Here is a 24,386-nt window from a genome sequence, read left to right as displayed (position 1 = left end):
TAGCGCTTTAAGCCGAGACGACCGCCTCGTCTTCTTCGAGACGAACCGAGACCAGCTTGGACACGCCGCCCTCTTCCATGGTCACGCCGTACAGCACATCGGCCTCTTCCATCGTCCCCTTGCGGTGTGTGACGACGATGAACTGCGTCGTCCCGGAAAACTCGCGCAGGTATTCCGCGAACCGGCTTACGTTGGCTTCGTCGAGAGCGGCCTCTACTTCGTCCAGCACGCAGAAGGGCACCGGCTTGATCCGCAGAATGGCGAACAGCAGCGCGATCGCGGTGAGTGCACGTTCGCCGCCGGAGAGCAGCTGCAGGTTTTGCAGTTTCTTGCCGGGCGGTTGGGCGACGATCTCGATACCGGTATCGAGCGCGTGCTCGGGATCGGACAGGATCAGGTCCGCCCGGCCGCCGCCGAACAGCTTCGCGAACACGACGACAAACTGCAGGCGGATCGCCTCGAAGGTGGTATGGAACCGCTTGGACATCTCGTCGTCCATCTCACGGATAACCTGGTACAACGTGGCCTTCGCTTCCATCAGGTCGGCCTTTTGGCCGCTCAGGAAGTCGAAGCGCTCGCTGACGCGGGCGAATTCCTCGATCGCGCCCAGATTCACCTCGCCGAGCGCGGAGATGGCGCGGCGCAGGTCACGTACCTTGAGCTGCGTGGCGGCTATATCCTCGGGCAGCGGGTAGCGTTCCTTGGCCAGCTCGTAGCTGAGCTCGTAATCTTCGGCCAGCTTCTTAAGCAGGTTGTCCAGTTCAACGTCGAGCCGATTCGCCTGCACCTCCGAGCGGTGCAAATCCTCCTCGACCTGTTTCAGGCTGTTCCGCTGCTCCCGCGTCTCGTTCTCCTTCTCTTCCAGCTCGGCGGTCCAGCGGGCCCGCTCGGAGCGCTTGAACTCGGTTTCCTGCGTATAGTCCTGCTTCTTGATTCGCATGCCGTTGAGCTGCTCGGTCTGGAGCAGCGTCTCCTGCTCGGCGAGCGCGATGTCCTGCTCCAGCTGGGTCAGAGCGCGGCGGCCGGATTCCCGTTCCGCTTCCTCCGTGCTGTAAGCGGCCTGCATGCGCCGCAGCTGATCGGAGAGCGACTGCTTCTCCTGTGCCAGCGAAGCGGCGCGAATCTTCAGATCGGTAAGCTGGGTCTGCATCTCTTCCTTGGCCGACTCGTTTGCCTTGCGCGAATGCTCGGCCTTCTCGATGGATCGGCGCAGCTCCTGCTCCCGCTCGAGGAATTCTTCCACGGCGAGAATGGCGGCTCCCCGCCTCTGGGACAGAGCGGCGAGCTCCTTCTCGACCTCGTCCTTCTCCTGAAGCTGGATCAGCAGGCTGTCCTCGGCGTTCCTCGACTCGTTCTCCAGGGGACTCAGCTCCGCGTTCGCCTGCTCCAGCTCGATCCGCTTTCGTTCGCCCTCGCTGCGGAGTTCTTCCAGGCGGGTGCCGGCCGTGGCCAGGTCCTCCTTCAGCTTCCGGCTTCGCGCCTGAAGGTCGTTCAACTGCCGGCGGGTGGAGCGAATCTCGTCCTCCAGCTCGTCGATCTGCCGCTGCCGGCCGAGCAGGCTCGCCGACTTCTTATGCTGGCTGCCGCCGGTCATCGAACCGCCGGGATTCACGACGTCGCCGTCCAAGGTGACGACGCGGTAGCGGTACTGGCAGCGGGCTGCGATCTTGTTCGCATCCTCCAGCGACCTCGCCAGAATCACGGTGCCGAGCAAGGAGTACACCACCTGCTTGTACACCTCTTCGTATTCGACGAGATCGGCAGCTACCCCGACAAAGCCGGGGTGATCCTTGATGCCGCGCAGCTCTGCGTCGCCGACCCACCGGCCGCGGATGACGTCGAGCGGCAGGAAGGTGGCGCGGCCGAACTGCCGCTGCTTCAGGAAGGCGATGGCCGCCCGTCCCTCCGCTTCGCTGTCGACGACGACGTTCTGAAGGGCCGCGCCGAGCGCCGTTTCCACGGCGAGCTCGACGTCCGCCGGCACCTTGACCAGCTCGGCGACCGCGCCGTGAATGCCGGACAGGCCGCCGGGCCGGTCCTTCGCTCTCAGCACTTCCTTGACGCCGTGCTGGAAGCCGTCGTAATCGTTCAGGAGCTCGCGCATGGTGTCACGCCGCGAGACCAGAGCGTCGAGCCGCTGCTCCCACTTGCGCTCCGCCGCGGCGGCTTCCGCCTCAAGCGCTTGGCGGTTCTGCCTATTCGCGGTGAGCGTCTCGTACTCCGCCCGCATCCGCTCCACGTCGGCAGCCGCTTTGTCGCGGCGCTCTGTCAGTTCGGCTCGGCGGCCGGCCAGCTTCTCGCGCTGGCTCTGCCACTTGGCCGTATCCTCGCCGAGGCGCTCGCCGCGCCGCTTCAGGGTCTCGGTCTGCTGCTCCGCGTAGCGGATCTCATTCTTCGCTTGCGCCAGCTCGTTCAGCACCGTGAGCAGCTCGCCCTTGAGCTGCTCTTCTTTGTCGCCGCTCAGGCCACCGGTCACGCCGACCATCTTCGCTTCCTCGGCCTGAACGACGCTCTGCAGCTCCTTCAGCGCCTGCGAGAGCTCGGCGATCTTCGCTTCCTGGTTCGCCATCTCGTCCTTTTGCTCGGCGAGGCGGCTGTCCCGGGTGGCGAGCGTCTGGAGCATCTGCTCGCGGTTCGCGGCCAGGTTCTTCCGGCGCTCCTTGAGCACCTCGCCCTGGCCCTCGCATTTCTCGGTCTCTTCGCTCACCTGGAGCAGGAGGGCGTGCAGCCGCTCCAGCTCCTCGTCGAGCCGACGGGTTTCCCAGCGATGCTTCTCCAGCTGGGCATCATGCTTGCCGACCTCGGCGGACAGCTCCAACTGCCGGCTCTTGAGCGCCGCGAGCCGCTCGCCGGTCTCCGTCCACTGCCGGTGCAACTGCTCGATCTGATAGATGTACATGGAAATCTCGTTGAGCTTGAGCTCCTGCTTCAGTTCCTTGAAGCGCTTCGCCTTGTCGGCCTGCTCGCGCAAGGGCTCGACTTGATCCTCCAGCTCCGTCACCAGATCGTGAATGCGCAGCAGGTTCTGCTCGGTCTCGGCGAGCCGCTTTTCCGCTTCTTTTTTGCGTGACTTATATTTGACGATTCCGGAGGCCTCCTCAAAGATTCCCCGGCGGTCTTCCGACTTGGTGCTGAGGATTTCCTCGATCCGGCCTTGGCCGATAATGGAATACGCTTCCTTGCCGATGCCGGTGTCCATGAACAGCTCGGTGATGTCCTTCAGCCGGCACGGCTGTTTGTTGATCAGGTACTCGCTGTCGCCGCTGCGGTGAACGCGGCGGGTGACGGTAACCTCGCTGAAGCCGAGCGGCAGCGATTCGTCGCTGTTGTCCAGCGTAAGCGAAACCTCGCCGACGCCGACGGCTTTGCGCGCGTCGCTTCCGGCGAAGATGACGTCTTCCATTTTGCCGCCGCGCAGGGACTTGGCGCTCTGCTCGCCGAGCACCCAGCGGATGCCGTCGGAAATGTTACTTTTGCCGCTGCCATTCGGTCCGACCACCGCCGTAATGCCGGGAACGAACTCCAGCTCCGTCCGGTCGGCAAAGGATTTGAAGCCCGCGAGCTCCAGTCGTTTCAAGAACATGCTCTCACCTCAGGGTGTGGAAATACAACGTATATTGTACCATAACCGGGCATTCCCACGTACAAAAACATTCCGCGCCACGATCCGCCCCATTTGTCGATTTTTTAAATGAAACGTCAAAAAGGATGACCCCGATTTTTCTGAGAAGTCATCTCGTAATAACGATGCATATACCCGTACCGACCAATGACCTCGATGGCTGAACAATTTTGCCTTACTTCTCTCTGTATTCTTCCCGGACAGGAGGGTCAGCCCTTCAGTTGGACGTCCACTCCATGTCCCCGTTCTCTTTATATCCGGTCAATTTAATAGGAGGTCGCTGTGGCTTATCCAACTTTATAAACCATATTCTTTCCTTATCGGACAGTTCGATAAACTCAGCTTGTTTTTTTACCGTTTCAGAATCTACCGAGTACTCAGCGATCAGTTGATGAATAGTTGAATTCGTTACTATTCCGCAAAGGAAAGGAACACGTTTATCCAAATTAAGATAACTTAATGTTACGTCCTCCTTTTTTTTGTGAATCGTTGACCCTATTACCCATTTCCAAGTATTATGATCTTTCTGAACTAAACCCACCCCAATCTGGCTATTGATCCCATAAAAAACAAGGCTTAATTTCTCCGCGTCTACATCTTCATACCGATAAATCTGATCATACTTAATTCCGGCTTCATCCATTGCATCGTTTATATTATTCGGTTTGATAGAGCATGCGGCTAATAGGAAGAAGAATAGGATGAAAATGATCACCGATCTGTAAAGCTTCATCTATTTCTCACCGCCATATTTTCCTTTGGATGGATTTTATTCTTCACTCTTTCCATCTTCATTTTACGCTTTTTCGATTCCGGTTCAACCCGGTTTTCCCCTCCCGCTCCTCTCATTACGATGGCTTTCCTCATGGTTTCCACCGGATCTAACTCATGGAACGCAAAACACCCCCAAGTTTGTCCTCCACATCTCACGACATGGACGCCTTTGCTTGAAGGTGTTTTGATTGGTCTCACGCTATGGGGTTCGTTCGGATCACTCCGAAGACGGTCGGTTAAGTACGCGGCAGGCCCTCGTCCGCTTGCCCCGGCTCATTACGGTATTCGACCGGCGAGAAGCCGGTCAGCTTTTTGAACAGCTTGCTGAAGTATTTCACGTCATTGAAGCCGGACTGCTCGGCGACCTCGTAGACCTTGAGCTCGCTTGCGCGCAGCAGCTCCTTGGCCCGTTCGATCCGCAGATGGATCAGCCGGTCAATGAAGTTGTGGTTCGTGTGCTTCTTGTACAAGAAGCTGAAGTAGTTCTTGCTCACATGCACGTGATCGGCGATCCGCTGGAGCGTGATCTCTTCCGTATAATGCCGGGCCAGGTACTCCTCGGCCTTCTCGATGATCTGCCGGGCCGACCCCGGCTTGCCGTCTTCGCTTCTCCCGGCGGCGCACTCGCGGATGGCCGCCGCCAGACGAGCCACAAGCTCCTGAAGTGTCTCGGCGTTCGTCAGATCGCGGTAATACTCCAAGACCAGCTTCGGCTCGAGCTCCTTCAGGAACAGCTGGCTGAAGACCTCGCAGGCCGCCTGCTTCACCCGTTCCGGTTCCATCTGTCCGCTGCTCCATTCCGCCACCTTCCGTTCAAGGATCTGCCGCAGCTCCGCAGGCCCATCGTCCAGAAGCTCCGCGGGCAGCGATACGGCGGGGCGAGGGGGCCGCTTTTCTCCGATGCGGTAAATCGCGCCGGTGCCTTCGTAGAACCGGCAGACGCGAAATTCCTCCAATTCGCGGATCGCGCTTCCCAACCACTCCGCATCCGCCCCACCCCGATAGCCGATCGTGAGCCGGAGGCCGGTCGCCTTCTCCAATGATTCCTTCCATTCGTTCGGGAGGGCATAGGCCACGGGAATGAGCAGCAGCAGTTCGTTTTCGCGGGTAGCGACGGCCACGCCCGTCTCGTAGCGCTGATAGAACCGCTGCTTGATGTCCTCCGCCATCAAGCTCAGGTAGAGGTAGCCGTTGCCCTGCTTCAACTCATCGCTGTGGTCGATGACGAGCGCCGCAAGCGTGCAACCGTTCTGAAAAGCATCCGGCAGGAAGGAAGTGCCTCCGTCCAAGCTCCCGCTGCGCAGCCGCTCGGCAAGCTCCCGCTCGGCGTTCTTGCGGTCGGCCAACAGCAGCTGCCGGTGCCAGCCGGCGGAGCCGCTCGCGCCCTGCCGCTCGCGCTCGATCGCCTCGGCGCAGCGCTCGAGGACGGCGACCAATTCCTCCGGCTCCAGGGTCAGCTTGAGAATATAGTCCATCGCCCCCAGCACGATCCCTTGCCGGACGTAATGGAAGTCGTTGTAATTAGACATCAGAATCACCTTGAGGCCCGGATGCAGTTCCATGGCCCGGCGGGTAAGCTCCAAGCCATCCATCAGCGGCATTTTGATATCGGTGATGAGAATGTCCGCCCGTTCCCGGCGGAGCGCTTCCATCGCCTCCGCCCCGTTCGAGTAATCGCCGATCATGGTCAGCCCCGCGGCCTCCCAATTCACCGAGGCGCGGATGCCCGTCCGAATAATCGGCTCGTCGTCCACGATCATAACCTTGTACATGGAAGTTCCTCCTGCTGAAGAAAGGCTCTGTGCGTGTTCGTTCATCCTTTGCCCATCCGCCGGTCCGGCGAGCGGGAGACAGGCTGGGCAGGTTACGCCATACGCCCCGTTTGGTTGCAGCGCTGCCCTTTTATTGTAGCACTCCCCGGGATCCGGACAGGGGCAGATTATTCCGATTCTCGTGCGTAAAATAAGACACCCGCCGCTACTCCAGCAGCGCGTCGAGTTCCGCGGCCAGTTCGTCCAAGCCCTGACGAACCGGCACCGATCCCTCAAAGATCCGTTTGAGGCCGAGCCGAAAAGCCGTGTCCAGCTTCGACCAATTTCGCACCGGCGGCCGGATGAAGCTGTGTTGGAGCGCCTGCAGATAGGAAGCGGAATAACTCGCCTCTCCATAAGACAGCCGCTGGACCGCATCCAGATGAGTCGGAATGAGGCCGGTCTTCGCCATGGTAAGCTGAGCATCCCGGCCGGCCAGCCATTCCATGAACGTCCAGGCGTCCGCCTGCACCCGGCTGCTCTTCAGCACCACAAGGCTCTCGCCGCCGACGATCGAGGCCGGCCGGTCGGGTGAGGCGCTCGGCATGGACGCTCTCACCGTATCCTCCATCGCCTTCGCCTGCTCCGCTTCGTCCAGCACGCTGTAAAACCACGGGCCTTCGTCGGTCATGAAGACATCGCCGCCCCGGACTTCCTCCCACAGATTGCCGCCGCCCTGGAGCAGGACGGCATCCAGCACGCCCTTGCGGTAGTACGCCACCAGTTCCTCGACCGCGCGCACCGATTCCGGGCTGTTGAGCGAGCCGGTCGCCCGGGTGTTGGCGGCATTCAAGAAGGACCCGCCCATGGCGTACAAGTAGGGCAGGAACCGCCAAGCGTCGAGTCCGCCGATGCCGATCCTGCCGCCGGTCTTTTCGGCTGCCTTCAGCACCTCCCGCATGGAGGCGGGCGGCGTGGAATACCCCGCTTCGGTCAACAGCTTGCGGTTGTAGATGGCAATTTTGGTGTTTACGTTGAGGGGCAGTGAGTAGACATGCCCCCCTTTCTCTCCAAGGCTCATCACATCGGGACGGAGCTCATTGCGAAGCTCGGAGAATCCCGAATTCGTCTCCAGCGGGACCAAGAGATTCAGCTGGACAAATTCGGGAATCCAAGCGATATCCATCCGCACCACATCCGGCCCCCGATTCGATGCGGAGCGGGCAAAGAGCGTATTCTTCAGCTCGGTATTGTTCGTCTGGCGCACCGACTTGATGCGAATGCCGGGATGGTTCCGTTCGAAGAGAGGGATCAGCTCGCGCTCCAGGATTCGCGTCTCTTCATCGCTGTAGGTGTGCCAATATTCTACCGTATGCCCGGACGGATCGGGCAGAGAATCCACCCGGGATGGGTCGGAGATGAAGCCCCCGGTGCCGCAGCCCGCAAGCAGCAAGAGCGCCAGGATTCCGCCGAGGGCTCTTCTTCCGGCGATTCGCTTGTTCATCGCTCTCTCTCCTTCCCACTCTGGCTCCGAACGGTGAGGCGGACCGAGGTGCCCCGACCCGGGATGCTCTCGATCGACCACTTCGAGCGCCCCGGATAATACAGCCGCAGCGTATCGTGAACGTGCAGCAGGCCGATGCCGAACGTTCCGGGCGGCGCCGAATCGGGGTTGCGGAGAAGCGCCAGCCGGTCAGGCTCGATGCCCTGGCCCTCGTCGCGGATCTCGAACTCGATGTCCGCTCCCGATCGCAGCACCGTGACCTCAATCTCGCCGCCGGTTCCCAGCGGCACCATACCGTGAAACACCGCATTTTCCACCAGCGGCTGCAGCAGCATCCGGGGGATGAGCTCCTCGCCCAGTCCCGGGTCCACCGTCTCCTTCAGCCGAAATGGCTGCTGATAGCGAATTTCCATAATCACCAGGTACTTGCGGATGATGTCGAGCTCTTCTTCCACGGTGATCCTTCCGCCGCTCTTGCCCATATTCGCTTCCAACAGCCGGGTCAGCGCCGCGAGTCCTTGATCGGCCCTCTCCTGCTGGCCGGCGCGGATGAGCCAGCGAAGCGTGCTCAGGGTGTTGTAGAGGAAATGCGGCTGAATCCGGTGCATGACCGCCCGGAGCTCGGCCTCCTGCTTGCGCGTCTGCTCTTCCTCGACCTGCAGCATCAGCGTCTGGATTTCCTGCAGCATCTTGTTGAATTGGCGGCTGAGCTGGCCGATCTCGTCGACCGAACGAATCTCCGCCCGGACCTCCAGATCGCCCTGCTGCACCTTTCTCATGACGCGGATCAGGCGGTTGATCGGGTTGGTGACATACCCGGCGATGATCGTGCCGATCGCGATGCCGACGAGCGCAAACAGGCCCGCCGAGGACAGAATCCGCGATTGCAGGCGGTCGAGGGGACCCGTGATCTCCTTCACCGGCACGACTCCCAGCAGCAGCCAGCCGTTCTCGAGACGCTGCTTGACTCCGTAATAACCGACACCGTCCTGGGCGAATTGAAACTCGACCTTATCGTGGCCGACCGCTTCGTCGAACAGCTCGGGATTGTCGATCGGCTTGCCGATGAGTCCGAGATCGGAGGAAATCCGCACCTTTCCCTCCGCGTCCGCGATAAAGAACCGGCCGGTCGTTCCCAGCTTCGGCCTCTCCAGAGTGTCGAGAATCGCCCGGCCGTCCAGGTTGACTTGAACGAAGCCGACCTGCTCCATGGTGGAAAAGCTCTTCAGCGCCCGCGCGACCGGAAGCACCAGCTCGTAGTTAGTCCCGGCCCCGTTCAGGCGGTCGTACTGCAGATCGAGCCAGAGCGGGCTCCCGTCCAGGCGGAGAACCTCCCGAATCCAGTCCGTCTCCGCAAGCTGGGCCTGCAGCAGCTTGACAATGTTGAAGGTTCCGCTGCCCCAGCCGCTTTGGGTATCCGCGCTTAACACATAGATGTGCTTGATGAAGGAGCTGGAATACGCCAGGTTGTTCAACGTAGAGACGACATAATCGTTTAATTCGGTCTTCGCCTCGGCCGTCTGCCCCTGCGAGCCGCCGACGACCGCCTGCACCTTCACGTCGCTGTAGAGAAAGTCGGATGCGTCGAAGCCTGCGTTCATCATGCTGGAAATGGCGTCCGCCGTCTGCTTGGCCAACTGGACCGAGGTCTGCCTGACGTTGGCTTTGACGATGGCTGCCGATTCGCGGTAAAAGGAAACGCTCGTAAAGACGAGCGGAATCAGCACAGCCAGCAGAAAAGCCGCGATCATTCTGCCCGCAAAGCGGTGGCTGATTCGTCTCGATAACCTCACTCGCGCTTCCCCCTCAGTGAAGATTTTGTCGGTTTATGTCGTTTCTTTCAGTGTAGCGGAAACCGCTTCCGCCGCCAATGGCGACTTTGCCCATACTCCGCCCTCTTCTTAAGCAAATAACCCCGGAACGACAAAGTCGCCCGGGGCTTTTCGCTCAAAGGAGCTTCCCGCCGCAAGGGTCAAGCGCTCAAGCCATCAAGCCCATTCCACGTACAGCATCGTCCAAACGGAGAGGCTCGGCACCGTAAACCGGGCCGCCTCGCCTTGTTCATGCGGTACGATGTCAAAGGGCAGCGCTTGCGGCGACCCGTCTTCCACATCCGGACTGGCCCAGTAGAGCCCGGCCGGCGCCTGCTCCAGCAGGATCGTGCCGGTGAAGCCGAACTGCGGCTCGGGCCGGGTCGTTTTGCCGTGTTCCCAAAGGTCGTCCTCGAGACCGACCAGGTTGAGCAGATGGACGACCAAGTAGCCGGGAAGCCGCTTGACGATCGTCCAAACCTTGTCCGGATCGCCGTTCGGCGCAAAGACCGCCGCTCCCTCGAACCGGATCTCCGTGTTGACGCCGCCCGTATACGTATACGTGAGATCTTCCAGGGCAGAATCGAACAGCAGCTTGCCGTACTGGACGATAAAGTCGTAATACCGGCGGGTTTCGGCAACGAAGGAAGGACGCATTGCCGCATAGTCGGGATAATAAGCCATGGTGAGCAGCTTCTCGTCCTCGCCGAGCAGCAGATGATACCCGCCGCTGGCGAAGATCGCCGCCATCGTCAGGACCGCGCCGTTCTCCGACCATTCGGCATCGTTTCCCGCCTTCGGATAAAACGCGGGCAGGTAGGCGGACAGGATCACCGGCTTGCCGCCGCCGGCAAGCTTGGCCTCGTCGATCAGGCCCTTCAGCTCCCGCAGGTGGACGACCGGCGGCCAGACCTCAATGTAGACCGCCTCTTGGTCGGCCCCGGCCGTCGCCCGCAGCGGGTAGCCGCTGACGTTGTTGAAGATGAGGCCCGCATCCGGGTTAGCCGTGAGCACCGCTTCCTTCGCGCGGTCGATCAGTGCGGGATAGCAGGCCGCCAGGTCGACGGTCTCCTCACGGCCGTGCAAGCGGCGTACCGCCTTCTTGGGAAAGCCGTATTGGTCCATGTGGATGCCGTCGAAGCCGGAGGCGACCACCTGACGGAACTGCTCGACGATGTGGGCGCTCCAGGGCGAATCCGGGCTGATGTCCATCAGGAAGAACAGGTCGATCAGCTCGAACGGCTCGCCCGTCCGCTTGTACAGCCCGAGCTCGGGATGCGCCTCGCGGTAGTCCTTGAGTGCCGCATAGACGGCGCCGTAAGCCATGCCGGCGATGCCCCGCTCGTGCAGGGCGTCCAGCTTTTCCCGCACGACCTTGTAAGAGAGCGGACGGCCCATCGGATCGACGAATTCGTCGGCGGGCGGAATCAATTGATCGTGCCGGTACATCCAGTCGTAGAACTGCACGACGTTCAAGTGGAACCGGCGCAGGCTGTCCGCGTCGCGCAGGTCCCCTTCTTCCTCCGAGCGGAAATCACTCAGGAAGCCGTAACGGGGAGCCCGCCGCCAGTGGTCGGCGACGTCGTAGGCGCTCCAGGCGCGGGCGAGCGTCTCACCGTCCCGGAGGACGGTGATTTCCACGCCGTAGCATTCCCAATCGGTTCCGGCCGTTACCAGCGGCACGCGAACCAGCAGGGGCTTGCCCGCCTCGCAGGCGGCTGCGGCGGTTTGCACGGACAGCGGCGCTTCATGCAGCTTGCGGATTTCCGTGCGGATCACGAGATCCGCCGATGCGGAGGCTGTCAGCTCCACCAGGAGAAATCCGGGCTCGTGGGGCCGATATTGCGCTTTGTCGGGATACAGATCGAGCGTAAGCGAGATGGGTGTCGTCATCGTTTGTCTCCTTCGTCATCCAGGACAATCATGTCCCAGTATTTTAAGCTCGGCAGGGTAAAGGTCAATTTGCCGTTCTCCTGTTTAAAATCAAGTTCCACCGGCGAGCCTCCCCAGGCGTCGGGAGAAGCGGTCCACACCGCCTTGATCTTCCGGCCGGCCGGAAGGGTCACCGACAGCGGCAGCTGCTCCCGCAGCTTCGGCTCCGCCTGGGTGGCGGCCGCATCGTTCCAGTTCATCGTGACGGCGTCGCTGTAATTGACCAAGTGCAGCACGGTTCTTCCCGCCTGCTCCTTGGCCAGCGCCCAGACGCTGCCCTTCTTCGGCGCGGCGCTGACAGACAGCGACGGTCCGGCATCGACCACGATTGCCTGCTCCTCCGCCGGGTCCCGCAGCAGGTTCTCGTAAGCGGTCAGGAAGTCGTAATAGGCCACCAGCTGCTCCTCCAGCGCCGCCGGAATCGACAGATTGCGGTTCGGAAAATACTCCTTCGCCAGCAGGTTCTCGCCGAGCTCCAAATGGGAAGCCCCGGAAGCGAAGATGGTGGCGTCCGTCAGAAGCACGCCCGGCGCGTTGAACTCGCCCGGAGAATCGGCGCGGTCGTAGTTCATATAGGCGGCGAGCACCGAGGCGAGCTTGCCTCCGCCGTACTTGATGTTCTCGTCGACCACCTGCTTCAGGCTCTTGTACTCCGGATAGCTCTCCCACACCTCGGAATAGAGAAACTGCACCGGGGCCTTGGCGATCAAGGGTTGGCCGTATTGGCCGACGGCGTTCATCACCAGCTCTTTGCCCAGCCGCTCCTTGGCCGCCGCAAGGAAATCCTTGTACGTCAGCGCCAGGTTGACGCTTTGGCCCGCGCCGTTCCAGAGCGCTCCGCGATCGCCGAGCTGATCGACGTGCCAGCCGTCGAAGGGAAGCGTCTCGAAGGTGCTCCGCTCCGCCGCGAAGAGATAGTCCCGCCAACCCGGATCGGCCGGATTGTAGAGGTAGATGTCGCTCGCCCAGGAGCTCGGCAGCGGATGGCGGTCCTGGTTCTCCAGCAGCGGGTCCTTGAACAGCCCCCACTCCCGCTTGACGCCGTTCTTCTCCGCATCTTGGTAGGCGCCGAACAGCAGATTGTAGTTCATCGCCTTCATGCCCCGCCCGTGCAGGAGATCGATATAGCCGCTCACCGTCTCATAGGAGACCGGGCGCTTTGCGATATCCGTCCAGCCGGAGGCGGGCTTCCCGTCCTCCAGGCGGATCGGCTGCTCATGCCGGTACTGCCAGTCATAGAACTGGACGCCGTTCAGGTGGAAGCGGTTCAGACGATCGACCGTCTTCTTCATGTCGGCGGCGTCCATCTCGGGAAAATCGGCCAGGTACCCATAGCGCGGGTATTTGGACCAGTCGCTTGAGACGTCCACCGCGATGGAGGCGCGGTCCGTCCATTTGCCGTCTTGCTTCAGGAGAACCTCCGCCAGATAGCCGCGGAAATCGTCGGCAGGCGGCGTCCATTCCCACTCGGCCTTGCCGCCTGACGCGGCTACGGTTTGTTCAGTCAAGGTGTCGTTCAGGTGTTTGTAGCGGACGATGAGCTTCGCGGAAGCCGGAACGCCGTTCAGCTCGGCGGCAAACCGCACCGGCTCTCCCGGCCGGTATGCCGCCTTGTCCGTCTCAAGCCGGGTGAGCCCGTCACCATCCGGCACTGTCTGGATGCGCACCTCCGCCTTGTCGCAGCCGGAGATTCCGAGCAGGAGAGCAAGCGCACCGAGGCATACGGCGCCGGTTAGGGCCGGAGAGATGGCCCTTTTTTGACCCATGGGTAACTTCATGCGGTGGGGTATCCTTTCGCAGAATAGATTTCGGTCTTACAGTGCGGATTGTAGAAAGGTTGCTGATCCGGACCTTTCTTTGCCCGGTAGCCTCAGCCCTTCACGGCCCCTTCGTTGAAGCCGCCCTGCACAAAGCGCTTTTGGAAGACGAGGTAGACGAGAATGACCGGCAGCAGCGCGATAAGCGACGCCGCGAACACCTGCGAATAATTGGTGGCGTACTTGTCGTTGAAGGCCTGCAAGGCGATCGGCAGCGTCCGCAGGGCCTCGGTCTTGAGGATGACCAGGGCGGTGAAATACTCCTCCCACGTTCCCTGGAAGGAGAAGATGGCGAGGGTGCCGATGGCGGGCAGGGACTGCGGCAAGTAAATGTTGAAGAAGATGCGCCAGTTGCCCCCGCCGTCGATCAACACCGATTCCTCCAACTCCTTCGGGATGCTCTCGAAGAAACCGCGCAGGAAGAAGGTGCTGCCGACCACACCGCCGCCAATGTACAGCAGCCAAAGTCCGGCATAGGTATTGACCAGGCCGAGATTCTTGATGATGAGGAACTGCGGAATGATGTTGATCGCGCCCGGAATCATCGTGGTGAGCAGGAACATCCGGAACAACAGCTCCTTACCGGGGAACCGGAACCGGGCAAAGCCGTATGCGGTCAGGCAGCCGAGGAACAAGCTCCCCGACATTGCCACCGCCGTGACGATGATGCTGTTTTTGAAATAGTCGATGAAATGGTTTTTGCCGAGCACGAGCTTGAAATTGTACAGATTGGGCGTGACCGAGAAAATTTCCTTCGGCCGGGGCAGCGAATACGCGCCTTTGATGAAGCTGGTCATGATCATATAGACAAACGGGAACAGGAAGGTAAGCGCCCCGGCGATGATGATCGCATAGATAACCAGCTTGGAAAGCCACTTGATATGCATGGGAACGCCTCCTTTACAAGAACCGCTGGTTGCCGAATTTTTTCATCTGGGTGAAGGTCAAGAGGAAGATGGTGATCCCCATCATGACGCTGAGCGCGGCCGCGTAGCCGAATTTGAAATTGGTAAAAGCCTGGATGAACATCAAGCTGGGCAAGGTCTGGGTCTGGTCCATCGGGCCGCCCTTCGTGATGAAGTAGACCTGCGGAAAAATATTGAACGCCCCGTTGATGAGGTTGATCAGGACGAACGCGGTGATCGGCGCGAGCATCGGAACGGTGATTTTCCAGAACTGCTGTACGCCGTTCGCTCCGTCCAGCTCCGCCGCCTCATAATAGTCCTTGGAGACGCCTTGAAGCGCCGCCAGGTAGATGACGATGCCCCAGCCGACGGTCTTCCAGATATGGAACAGCCAGATGACCACCATCGCCGACCAGTAATTGGCGAGAAAAGCGATCGGCTTGTCGATCAGATGCAGCTTGAGGAGCAAGAAATTCACCAGACCGTTCTCCCCGCTCGCGAACAGAAATCGGAACAGGAAGGCGACCACGATCCAGGAGGTGATGATCGGCAGGTAATAAATCGTCCGCCAGGCCAGCTTGTGCTTGACGAATTTCATGTTGATGAGCACGGCGAAGAAGATCGCCAGGAACCAATTGAGGGGCACGGTCAGCACGACGTTCAGAACGGTATTCTTGACCGCCATGTAGAACCGGTGATTCGGATCGTTGAACGCGAACTTGTAATTGTCGAGGCCGATGAAGGGATTCTTCGCGTTCGGCATGATGCTGTAATCCTGAAAGCTGATCAGAATGTTCTTGATCATCGGGTAGACGACAAACACCAGGGTTCCCGCGACCCCAAGAATGATAAAAGGCAGAACGGCCAGCCATTCCCGGCCGCCTTTCTTCAGCCGGTTGCTCCAGCCTGGCTTGATCTTGCCCGGCTTGACTGCCGGCGCTTCGGTTGCCATACGGCACACCTTCCTCTCTATAACGACTTGCCCTTCCCCGGATGAAGAGGCGCTCCGTCCGCCCGGATAGCCGGATCGGCGGAGCGCCGGAATCTTCAGCGCTTAGGGCTTCTTGGCCAGCAGCTCGTCGATCTGTTTGGCGGCTGCGTCGAGCGCCGCCTTCGGCTCCAGCTCGCCGCGCATCGTCTTCTCGAAGGCGAGGCCCAGGATGCTGTCCATCTCGCCGAATTGCGGAACCGGAGTGCGGGCAACGGCCGTCTTCATCTGCTCGACGAATTCCTTGATGTACGGCGTCTCCATCACCTTCGGGTCATTGGCGGCATCCTTGTTGGTGGGAATCAGGCCCACGGAAGCCATGATCTTCTGCGGCTCGGGCTGCAGCATCCACTTTGCGAACGTCCAGGCTTCCTTCTGGTGCTTCGAGGCGGAGAAGATCACCAGATCCTCGCCTCCTACGACCGAGCGGGAGCCTCCGTCGCCTTCCGGGATGGGTGCCTGTACCGTCTGCTCCAGCGGCTTATAGCCGCTGTCGTCGGCCATGAGCAGGCTGTAGAACCAGGGTCCGTCGTCGATCATCAAGTAATCGTTGTTCTTCAAGCCGTCCCAGGAGCCCGGCTCTCCGCCGAGAATCGGCGGCGAGATCAGCCCTTCCTTGTTCCAGCGGACGAAGGTCTCCAGCGCCTTGACGCTCTCCGGGCTGTTCAGGAAGCCGGTCGCCTTCGTGTAGTCGTCATTGGTGAAGGTTCCGCCCAGGCTGTAGAAATAGGGGATCGTCGACCACGGGTTGTTGCCGCCGATGGTGATGCCGCCGGTCGCTTTGCCCTTGGCCTTCGCCAGCTTTGCGTATTCCTCCAGCTCGGTCATCGTCTTCGGCGGCTCACTCTTGCCGATCAGCTCGAGGATCGCCTTGTTGTAGATGGCGACCTTCGTGTTGGTGTTGAGCGGTACGCCGTAATACCCTTCGCCGCGGTCATTCTTCAGGTAAGTTGTCGCCAGCGGCGCCTCGAACAGCTTCGTCTTCAGATCCGCGAAGCCGTCCATGCCGCCGACGTCCGCAAGCGCTCCCATGCTGGCGAATTCGGGCACCCAGACGATATCCATCCGCATCAGATCCGGAGCGGCGTCGCCGGCGATTCCGGTGATGACCTGCTGCTTCAGGTTCTCATAGGGCATCCGCGTCAGCTTGAGCTCGATGCCCGGATTTTCCTTCTCGAACAGCGGCTTGATCTGCTCGACGAGCACCTTTTCCTCGGCGTCGCTGTACGTATGCCAATATTCAATCGCAACCCGTTTGCCGTCCGCCGGAGCCGCAGCGGAAGACGACGGCTCCGCCGTACCGCCCGAAGATGAGCCGCCCGAGTCCTTTCCTCCGCATGCCGTCATGCCTACGGCGAGAATCGTGGCCATGACCCCCAGCGAAACCCGTTTGATTGGTTTCATGTGCTATTCCCCCTTCTCTTGTGCTTGCGTTCTCATTATGCCGGGAACGGAGACGAACGGTAACCGTTTTCATTACGCGTTGTGGTGTCGTTTATTCGGTTTTCGCCCCGAGTGGGGAGCTTGTCCGAGAGAACCGGATAAATCGGAGAACATCGAACACCCCAATCATAAAAAAAGACCCCCACTCGCTTTGGTCAAGCCTCCTGAGGGTGATTGGGGAAAAATGCACCCCCTAGATCTTTATTGGACTTCCCCAGGGGGGCTTTTCCCATGTTTATACCTTTTCCAGAATACGGGTTTCATCAAAATGGTACGGGGTAAATGATTTTATGGATTTTCCATATCATGGATATGTTTTATGGAAATAGGATTAACTGTAATCATCGCATTGGGGAATGAGAAGAGGGCCATCTAGGTTAAATGTGTCAACTGAACTTCTACAGGCGGTGTGGAACCATGAAAAAGTGGATCATTTCGGTGGCATGCATCCTCATCCTCTACGGATGCTTGGACGCGGCCTTGTTTTTCCTCCATTACCCGACAATGTACAGCAAAATCAATCGCATAATCCATGGAGCACCGGTGGTTCAACTAAGAGGGTGGCCCTATATTTATTCCGGAAAAGTTCAAGTTCATGATGGACCCTATGTCCCCTATAAAACGAGCGACACCGGAATTCGACTCTATAAAGCGCCTTATTTTCCGCCTGAACAAATTCCACCCTCCGTCTATGTCAAAAAAGACGAATCCACCTATTATCAATATATCGCTTCGTTTCATGAAACCGATCCGTTTGCCTTCTTAGGCAACTAAAAAACCATGGCGAGGAAGAGAATTTCCTCTTCCTCGCCATGGTTTCTTGTGTTAGCGCCGAATTTTTACTCCACCGTCACATTCATCTTGCCGAGCGCTTCGCGGGCGGCCTGCTGCTCCGCTTCCTTCTTGGAGCGGCCGGAACCGGCTCCGAGCAGGTTGCCGTCCATGTGAACCTCGGACAGGAACTCCTTCTCGTGGGCGGGGCCGCGCTCGCCGGCGATGCGGTACTCGAGGAGACCGAGCCCATGTTGTTGGACATGCTCCTGCAAGCGGGTTTTGTAATCGATGATTTGAGGTTTGCCGTCTCCCGTGATTTTGGGGAAGAGGCAGCTATTCAGAAAGGCCTTCACGGCGGACAGTCCCTGATCCAGGTACAAGGCGCCGATGAAGGATTCGAACACGTCGGCCAACAGCGCCGGCCGGGTTCTTCCGCCGGTCTGTTCCTCTCCTTTGCCGAGCAGGACGTAATGCCCGAAGCCCAGGTTTTCGGCGAAGACGACGAGTGACGGTTCACAGACGATGGAAGCCCGGAGCTTGGTAAGCTCCCCTTCCGAGCGATTCGGGTAAGCCCCGAAGAGATATTCGGATACCGTCAGTTCCAGGACCGCGTCGCCGAGAAATTCCAGACGCTCGTTGTCCCGGGCTCCCGCCGCCCGGTTCTCGTTGACATAGGAGGAGTGGGTAAAGGCCTGCCGGAGGATCGCCTGATCGGTAAAGACGATGCCAAGCTGTTCCTGTAGCTGCTTCAAATCACGGTTCATGATTTTACGCCTCGTACTTCTTCATAATGATGGTGGCATTGTGGCCGCCGAAGCCAAACGAGTTGGACAGCGCGTAGCGGATATCGGCTTCGCGGTACTCGTTCGGAACGTAATCCAGATCGCATTCGGGATCGGGATTCTCCAGGTTGATCGTGGGCGGCAGCTTGCCGTCCCGCACGGCCAGGGCGCAGATAACGGCTTCGACACCGCCTGCCGCCCCGAGCATATGCCCGGTCATCGACTTCGTCGAGCTGACCGGAATCCGGTAGGCCGCCTCGCCGAACGCCGCTTTGATCCCTTGGGTTTCGGCGATGTCGCCCACGCCCGTCGACGTGCCGTGGGCGTTGATGTAGCCCACTTCCTCGGGAGCGATCCCCGCGTCCTTGACCGCCTTCTTCATGCAGCGGGCCGCCCCTTCGCCGCCCGGAGACGGATCGGTCATGTGATGCGCGTCGCTGGACATGCCATAACCGGCGACCTCCGCATAGATATGGGCGCCGCGGGCGATGGCATGCTCCAGCTCCTCGAGAATCAAGATGCCGGCGCCTTCGCCCATGACGAAGCCGTCGCGGTCCTTGTCGAACGGGCGGCTGGCCCGTTCCGGTTCATCGTTGCGCGTGGACATGGCGCGCAGCGCGCAGAAGCCGCCCACGCCCATCGGCGTCACGGTCGCTTCGGCCCCGCCGCAGATCATCACCTCGGCGTCGCCGCGCTGGATGAGCCGGAAGGAATCGCCGATGGCGTTTGTGCCCGTCGCGCAGGCCGTGACGGCCGTGCTGTTCGGACCCTTGGCGCCCGTCAGAATCGAGACCTGCCCGCTTCCCATGTTGGCGATCATCATCGGAATGAAGAACGGACTGATGCGCTTCGGGCCTTTTTCCATCAGGATGGTATGCTGCTCTTCCCAAGTGGAGAGGCCGCCGATGCCCGAACCGATGTAGACGCCGGTAAGATCGGCGTCCACGTTCTCGCCGATGCGCAGATCGGCATCCTTCAGCGCCATCAGGCTCGCCGCGCCGGCAAATTGGACGAATCGGTCCATTCGCTTTACATCGCGGCGTTCGAAGTAATCTTCGGGATTGAAATCTTTTATGGAAGCGGCGATTTTCGTCGGGTAGTCGCTCACATCGAAGCAGTCGATCAACGAAACACCGGATTTACCTGCTAATAGATTGGACCAAAAGGTTTGTACGTCATGCCCGAGAGCGGTGACCACTCCCATTCCGGTAACCACAACACGTCTTGCCATAGAGCCACCTCACTTCGGCGTATTGGCGTTACTTCCGCCCCTCGGAGGCGGGCATGGAGAAGAAGTCCCGTCAAGCTGCAACGGGACTTTGGAGAGATCTATTACGTATGAGATTGTATGTAATTCACTACTTCTCCCACCGTCGTAATCTTCTCTGCATCCTCATCGGAAATCTCCATGTCGAACTCGTCTTCCAATTCCATGACCAATTCCACAACATCTAGGGAATCAGCACCCAAGTCGTCTTTAAAAGACGCTTCCAGGGTAACTTCTGCTTCTTCCACCCCGAGGCGGTCGATCACGATGCGCTTCACGCGTTCAAGAACGTCGGACATCCGGTTCACCTCCTCCATGGTATTATACGAAAATTGCGGACAAATTACCATAGGGTCCCCCGAGGGAACTCCTTGGCACCAAAATCGCTTCATCGCTTGACAAATTGCATGCGCACAAGCCGTTCAGCCTGCGCTTGCGCGGGAAGACCGCCTTGGCCGCCTTCGGTCCGCCGATACGGATTATTCCTAGCCCATTCGGTACGTTCGCCGAGACGGCCTACATGTACATGCCGCCGTCGACGTGGATCGTCTGCCCGGTGATGTACGAAGCGGCATCCGATGCGAGGAAGCAGACCGTCTTCGCCACATCCTCCGGTTGGCCGAGCCGGGACAGAGGGATCTGCGCCACCAGCGCTTCCTTCGTTTCCGAGCCGAGCTTGTCGGTCATATCGGTAACAATGAAGCCGGGAGCGACGGCATTGACCGTGATGCTCCGGCTGGCGAGCTCCCGGGCCGCCGATTTGGTCATGCCGATGACGCCGGCCTTGGCGGCGACGTAGTTGGCTTGACCCGCATTGCCCATTGCCGCCACGACGGAGGAGATGTTGACGATGCGGCCGCTCTTCTGCTTGAGCATCGGCCGGGTCACGGCCTTCATGCAGTTGAACACGCCCTTCAGGTTCGTGGCGATGACCTCGTCGAATTCCTCTTCCTTCATCCGCATGAGCAGGTTGTCGCGGGTGATGCCGGCGTTGTTGACCAGGATGTCGATGCGGCCGAACTCCTCCAGCCCCTGTTTCACCATCGTTTCCACTTGGGCGGCGTCGGATACATCGGCACGGATCAAGAGCGCCTTGCGGCCGAAGCCCTCCACCAGCGTTGCGGTCTTGCGGGCCGCGTCCTCGCTGCCCGCGTAATTGACGATCACATCGGCGCCCGCTTCGGCGAGAGCCGCAGCGATAGCGCGGCCGATGCCGCGGGACGCGCCGGTTACCAGCGCAGTCTTGCCACTCAGCATATCGGATTCCTCCTCCAATTCGAACGCTTTACAAGCCGGCCTCCGCGGCCTCCATGCTGTTCACCGTCAGAATGCGCACGCTCCGGTCGGTTTTCTTCACCAGTCCGGACAGAACCGAACCCGATCCGATCTCGACGAAGGTGTCGACGCCTTCCGCGATAAGCCGCTTGACGGTATCCTCCCACAGAACCGGCGAATAGACCTGCCGCTCCAGCAGGGAGCGGATGGCTGCCGCTTCGGTCACCGGCTCCGCCGTGACATTGGCAATCACGGGAGCCGAGGCCGGGCTTAACGTCAGCTCGGCCAGCACGGCCGCCAGCTTCTCGGCCGCCGGACGCATCAGCGACGAGTGGAACGGGCCGCTGACCTCCAGAGGCAGCACCCGCTTCGCGCCGATCTCCTTGCCCCGCTCCTGGACGGCTTCGACGCCCTCCTTAGTGCCCGAAACCACGATCTGGCCGGGGCAGTTGACGTTGGCCAGCTCCACCGTCCGACCGCCGTCCGTGATCTCGCGGCACAGCGCGGCCAGCGCTTCCCGCTCGGCGCCCAGGACGGCCGCCATCGCGCCGAGCCCGTTCGGCACCGCTTCCTCCATCAGCTCGCCGCGGCGGCGAACCGTACGCACCGCATCGGAGAAGGAGAACACGCCGGATGCGACGAGCGCGCTGTATTCGCCGAGGCTGTGGCCTGCGACAAAGTCGGGCTCGGGAAAGCCCTTGGCCCGAAGAACCTCGAGATAAGCCGTGCTCACGGTGACGAGCGCCGGCTGGGTGTGAACCGTTTGCTTGAGCACGTCCTCCGGACCGGAGAAGATCAGCTCGGAAAGCCCGAAGCCGAGCGCCTGGTCGGCCTCCGCGAACACCCGGCGGGCTTGGTCGGACGCTTCCCAGGCGTCGCGTCCCATGCCGACGGTCTGGGCTCCCTGTCCGGGAAAGATATAGGCGAGTTTACCCAAAATGCCAAACCTCCTGTTAAAGCGATTGAGTTACCAGACCAGCACGCTTGCGCCCCACGTGAGGCCGGCTCCGAAGCCGACCATGACGATCCGGTCGCCTTCCTTTAACCGGCCCGTTTGGGCGGCCTCCGCGAGTGCCATCGGGATGGACGCCGCGCCGACGTTGCCGTACCGGTCGAGGTTGACCATGCATTTGTCCTGCGGCACATTCAGCCGGTTGAGCGCCGATTGGATGATCCGGATGTTGGCTTGATGGGGGATCAGGAGGTCGATGTCCTCCTTGCCGAGTCCGGCCTTGCGGAGCGCTTCCTCCGCTGCGCTGCCCATGATCCGGACCGCGAACTTGAACACCTCCGCGCCGGCCATGTACAGGTAATGCAGCTTCTGCTCGACGCTTGCCGCCGAAGACGGGCAACGGGAGCCGCCCGCTTCCAGCTTGAGCAGCTCGCCGCCGGCGCCATCCGCGCCCAGTTCGAAGGACTGGAAGCCGCGCCCCTCCGGAACCGCGCCGATCACGACCGCTCCGGCGCCGTCCCCGAACAGCACGCAGGTGTTGCGGTCGGTATAATCCGTGATTTTCGACAGAACCTCGGTTCCGACGATAAGGGCGTATTTATAAGTGCCGAGGGCGATAAAATTGGCCGCGTTGGCCAGCCCGTAAATAAAGCCGGTGCAGGCGGCGGACAGGTCGTACGCGGCCGCTTTCTTCGCGCCCAGCTTCTCCTGCAGAATACAGGCCGTCGAGGGGAAGGACATGTCGGGCGTGACCGTGGCCACGATGATGAGGTCCAACTGATCCGCCTCGATGCCCGCGTTCTTCAATGCCTGCTGTGCCGCCGGAAAGGACAGGTCGGAGGCCGCTTCGTCAGGCCGGGCAATTCTCCGTTCGCGCATGCCGGTGCGGGTGCGGATCCATTCGTCGTTTGTGTCTACCATCTTCTCCAGATCCTGATTCGTCAGTACGCGTTCGGGAACATAGCTGCCCGTGCCCAGCACTCCAACCGGTAACAAATTCATTCGTTTTCTCTCTCCTTCTCCTTTTGGGCTCTGCCGATTTCCGCCGATATGGTCGCGACCAGCTTGCCCTCCACGGCGATCCTCGCCTGCCGGACGGCGTTCAGGATGGCATTGGCGTCGGATGAGCCATGGGCTTTCAGCAAGAGGCCGTTCAGGCCGAGCATCGGCGCGCCTCCGGTTTCGGAGTAATCGAGCCGCTTCTTGAAGCTCTTCAGGCCCGGCTGCAGAACGGCCGCCGCCGCTTTCGTCACCAAGCTGCGGGTAAATTCCTCCTTCAGCACCTTGAAGATGGCGCTTGCCGTGCCTTCCAGAGATTTCAGCAGAATGTTGCCCGCGAAGCCGTCGCAGACCAATACGTCGCATTCCCCTTGAAGGACATCGCGCGCTTCGATATTGCCGACGAAGTGAATCGGAGCTTCCTTCAGCAGCGGAAAAGCGGCCTTGGTCAGCTCGTTTCCCTTGGTATCCTCCGTCCCGACGTTCAGCAGGCCGACCCGGGGCTTGACGATCCCGTCCACCTTCGAGCGGTAGATGCTGCCCATGACCGCGTACTGCCTCAGCTGCTCCGGGGTCGCATCCATATTGGCGCCGATGTCGAGGGCAAGCGTCCCGCTTCCGTCGAGCGAAGGAATCATCGGCGCAAGCGCCGGCCGCTCGATACCGGGAATGCGGCCGACTACCAGCAGCCCGGCGGCCATCAGCGCGCCGGTATTGCCGGCGGAGATCATGGCGTCCGCTTCTCCGTCGTGCACGAGACGCGCAGCCACCACGAGCGAGGAGTCCTTTTTGCGGCGCACCGCTTTGACCGGCTCGTCGTCGAAGGCGATGACTTCGGCGGCATGGTACAGCGTCACGTTGTCCGGCTTCTCGCGGGTGATCGGTTCCAGCTTGGCCTTGTCCCCGACCAATTGGATGGTTAGATCGGGCCATTCTCTCGCAGCCCGCAGCGCTCCTTCGGCAATGGCCCAAGGGGCATTGTCTCCGCCCATGGCGTCAATGGCGATTCTCATCCGAGTTCAGCTCCGTTCCTCTGGGTTCTTTGGAATGATGTATCAGGAATTGCCCTTCAAAAACCAGCTCGGAGCCGACCGTCGTGAGAACCTCAACCCTGGCGTTGCCCCGGGAATTGCGCCGGACCGACGCCTTCGCGATACACTTTTCACCCAGCTTGACGGGCCGGAGGTACCGGATGTCGGCCGAAGCCGTCAGCGCAATCTCATCGTCGATCACGGCGACGGCAAGCGAATTGGCTTGGGCGAAAATATGATGACCGCGGGCGATGCCCGTCCGCGAAAAGACATGCTCGTTTCGAACCTCGAACAGGGAGATGCCGGCCTTATCCAATTGCAGATCGATCACATCCCCGATCACTTCGTCGAGGGGCAGGGACCGGACTTCATCCAGCGAACGCTCCGCCATCGCCTTCAGCCGCTCCCGGAGCTCCGGAATGCCGAGCTCCATCCGGTCGAGCCGCACCGTCTGAATGCTGACGCGAAAGTGACGGGCCAGGTCTTCGTCCGTCACAAAGGGATTGTCCTGGATATGGTTGGCCAGCTGTTTTAACCGCTCACGCTTCGGCAACCGTTCCATAGGGACCTCCTTCATCCTCACCTTACTTTATTACCAGGTACTAAAGGGTAGTATATAAAAATTAGACCGAAAAAGAAAGCAGGAAAGCCAGAAAAGCGCGAAGAGGCCTGGGGACCGGGCCGGACCGTCCGGAATCGAGGGCTCCGAGCGGGCGTTCATTGCCGTTATCCCGGCAGCCGGAGAGCCGCATGCCCCGG

Annotated in this window: 19 protein-coding genes; 1 reads left to right on the top strand and 18 read right to left on the bottom strand. The window is 60.4% G+C overall.

The window, feature by feature from the left end:
• Positions 1-7 precede the first annotated feature (7 nt).
• The 10 genes from smc to ACSEXS_RS06760 all read right to left on the bottom strand — a co-directional run bounded on the left by smc (position 8) and on the right by ACSEXS_RS06760 (position 16,508).
• Complete coding sequence (smc, locus tag ACSEXS_RS06805) at positions 8-3,583, bottom strand: chromosome segregation protein SMC (protein WP_438432405.1); 3,576 nt, start codon at positions 3,581-3,583, stop codon at positions 8-10.
• A gap of 256 nt (positions 3,584-3,839) precedes the next feature.
• Positions 3,840-4,355 (bottom strand): hypothetical protein, encoded by a 516-nt coding sequence (locus ACSEXS_RS06800; RefSeq protein WP_438432404.1) that lies wholly within the window; start codon positions 4,353-4,355, stop codon positions 3,840-3,842.
• A gap of 277 nt (positions 4,356-4,632) precedes the next feature.
• Complete coding sequence (locus tag ACSEXS_RS06795; RefSeq protein WP_438432403.1) at positions 4,633-6,168, bottom strand: response regulator; 1,536 nt, start codon at positions 6,166-6,168, stop codon at positions 4,633-4,635.
• A 205-nt stretch (positions 6,169-6,373) separates the two neighbouring features.
• Positions 6,374-7,651: an extracellular solute-binding protein gene (locus ACSEXS_RS06790; RefSeq protein ID WP_438432402.1), complete on the bottom strand. Its 1,278-nt coding sequence runs from the start codon at positions 7,649-7,651 to the stop codon at positions 6,374-6,376.
• Positions 7,648-9,444: a cache domain-containing sensor histidine kinase gene (locus tag ACSEXS_RS06785; RefSeq protein ID WP_438432401.1), complete on the bottom strand. Its 1,797-nt coding sequence runs from the start codon at positions 9,442-9,444 to the stop codon at positions 7,648-7,650. Before ACSEXS_RS06785 ends, ACSEXS_RS06790 begins: the two co-directional genes overlap by 4 nt.
• Positions 9,445-9,639: 195 nt before the next feature.
• Positions 9,640-11,355, bottom strand: a complete 1,716-nt coding sequence (locus ACSEXS_RS06780; protein ID WP_438432400.1) for a glycoside hydrolase family 66 protein — start codon at positions 11,353-11,355, stop codon at positions 9,640-9,642.
• Positions 11,352-13,172, bottom strand: a complete 1,821-nt coding sequence (locus ACSEXS_RS06775) for a glycoside hydrolase family 66 protein (protein ID WP_438432399.1) — start codon at positions 13,170-13,172, stop codon at positions 11,352-11,354. The genes ACSEXS_RS06780 and ACSEXS_RS06775 overlap by 4 nt, the downstream gene beginning before the upstream one ends.
• Positions 13,173-13,264: 92 nt before the next feature.
• Positions 13,265-14,098: a carbohydrate ABC transporter permease gene (locus tag ACSEXS_RS06770; RefSeq protein ID WP_438432398.1), complete on the bottom strand. Its 834-nt coding sequence runs from the start codon at positions 14,096-14,098 to the stop codon at positions 13,265-13,267.
• A 13-nt stretch (positions 14,099-14,111) separates the two neighbouring features.
• Complete coding sequence (locus ACSEXS_RS06765; protein WP_438432397.1) at positions 14,112-15,068, bottom strand: carbohydrate ABC transporter permease; 957 nt, start codon at positions 15,066-15,068, stop codon at positions 14,112-14,114.
• Positions 15,069-15,170: 102 nt separating this feature from the next.
• Positions 15,171-16,508 carry an extracellular solute-binding protein gene (locus ACSEXS_RS06760; protein WP_438432396.1) on the bottom strand — a complete coding sequence of 446 codons (1,338 nt, stop codon included), beginning with the start codon at positions 16,506-16,508 and terminating at the stop codon, positions 15,171-15,173.
• Between the two features lie 456 nt (positions 16,509-16,964).
• Between ACSEXS_RS06760 and ACSEXS_RS06755 the strand changes: the two genes are divergently transcribed.
• Positions 16,965-17,321, top strand: a complete 357-nt coding sequence (locus ACSEXS_RS06755; protein ID WP_438432395.1) for a hypothetical protein — start codon at positions 16,965-16,967, stop codon at positions 17,319-17,321.
• Between the two features lie 65 nt (positions 17,322-17,386).
• Here ACSEXS_RS06755 and rnc read toward each other — a convergent pair whose 3' ends face one another.
• The 8 genes from rnc to fapR all read right to left on the bottom strand — a co-directional run bounded on the left by rnc (position 17,387) and on the right by fapR (position 24,189).
• Positions 17,387-18,085 carry a ribonuclease III gene (gene rnc / locus ACSEXS_RS06750; RefSeq protein WP_438432394.1) on the bottom strand — a complete coding sequence of 233 codons (699 nt, stop codon included), beginning with the start codon at positions 18,083-18,085 and terminating at the stop codon, positions 17,387-17,389.
• Between the two features lie 4 nt (positions 18,086-18,089).
• Positions 18,090-19,334 (bottom strand): beta-ketoacyl-ACP synthase II, encoded by a 1,245-nt coding sequence (gene fabF, locus ACSEXS_RS06745; protein ID WP_438432393.1) that lies wholly within the window; start codon positions 19,332-19,334, stop codon positions 18,090-18,092.
• A 101-nt stretch (positions 19,335-19,435) separates the two neighbouring features.
• On the bottom strand, positions 19,436-19,669 hold the full coding sequence (gene acpP / locus ACSEXS_RS06740) for an acyl carrier protein (RefSeq protein ID WP_058303882.1): 234 nt from the start codon (positions 19,667-19,669) through the stop codon (positions 19,436-19,438).
• 217 nt (positions 19,670-19,886) lie between these two features.
• On the bottom strand, positions 19,887-20,627 hold the full coding sequence (gene fabG / locus ACSEXS_RS06735; RefSeq protein WP_438432392.1) for a 3-oxoacyl-[acyl-carrier-protein] reductase: 741 nt from the start codon (positions 20,625-20,627) through the stop codon (positions 19,887-19,889).
• 28 nt (positions 20,628-20,655) lie between these two features.
• Positions 20,656-21,582, bottom strand: coding sequence for an ACP S-malonyltransferase (gene fabD / locus ACSEXS_RS06730; RefSeq protein WP_438432391.1), 927 nt, complete (start codon positions 21,580-21,582; stop codon positions 20,656-20,658).
• A 30-nt stretch (positions 21,583-21,612) separates the two neighbouring features.
• Positions 21,613-22,599 carry a beta-ketoacyl-ACP synthase III gene (locus ACSEXS_RS06725; protein ID WP_438432390.1) on the bottom strand — a complete coding sequence of 329 codons (987 nt, stop codon included), beginning with the start codon at positions 22,597-22,599 and terminating at the stop codon, positions 21,613-21,615.
• Positions 22,596-23,609, bottom strand: coding sequence for a phosphate acyltransferase PlsX (gene plsX / locus ACSEXS_RS06720; RefSeq protein WP_438432389.1), 1,014 nt, complete (start codon positions 23,607-23,609; stop codon positions 22,596-22,598). The genes ACSEXS_RS06725 and plsX overlap by 4 nt, the downstream gene beginning before the upstream one ends.
• Positions 23,593-24,189 (bottom strand): transcription factor FapR, encoded by a 597-nt coding sequence (gene fapR / locus ACSEXS_RS06715; RefSeq protein WP_438432388.1) that lies wholly within the window; start codon positions 24,187-24,189, stop codon positions 23,593-23,595. Before fapR ends, plsX begins: the two co-directional genes overlap by 17 nt.
• Positions 24,190-24,386: the final 197 nt, after the last annotated feature.

The organism is Gorillibacterium terrae (assembly GCF_051594785.1).
Classification (GTDB): domain Bacteria; phylum Bacillota; class Bacilli; order Paenibacillales; family NBRC-103111; genus Gorillibacterium.
The sequence above is the reverse complement of the archived record's forward strand: the minus strand, read 5'-3'. Positions and strand labels throughout refer to the sequence as shown.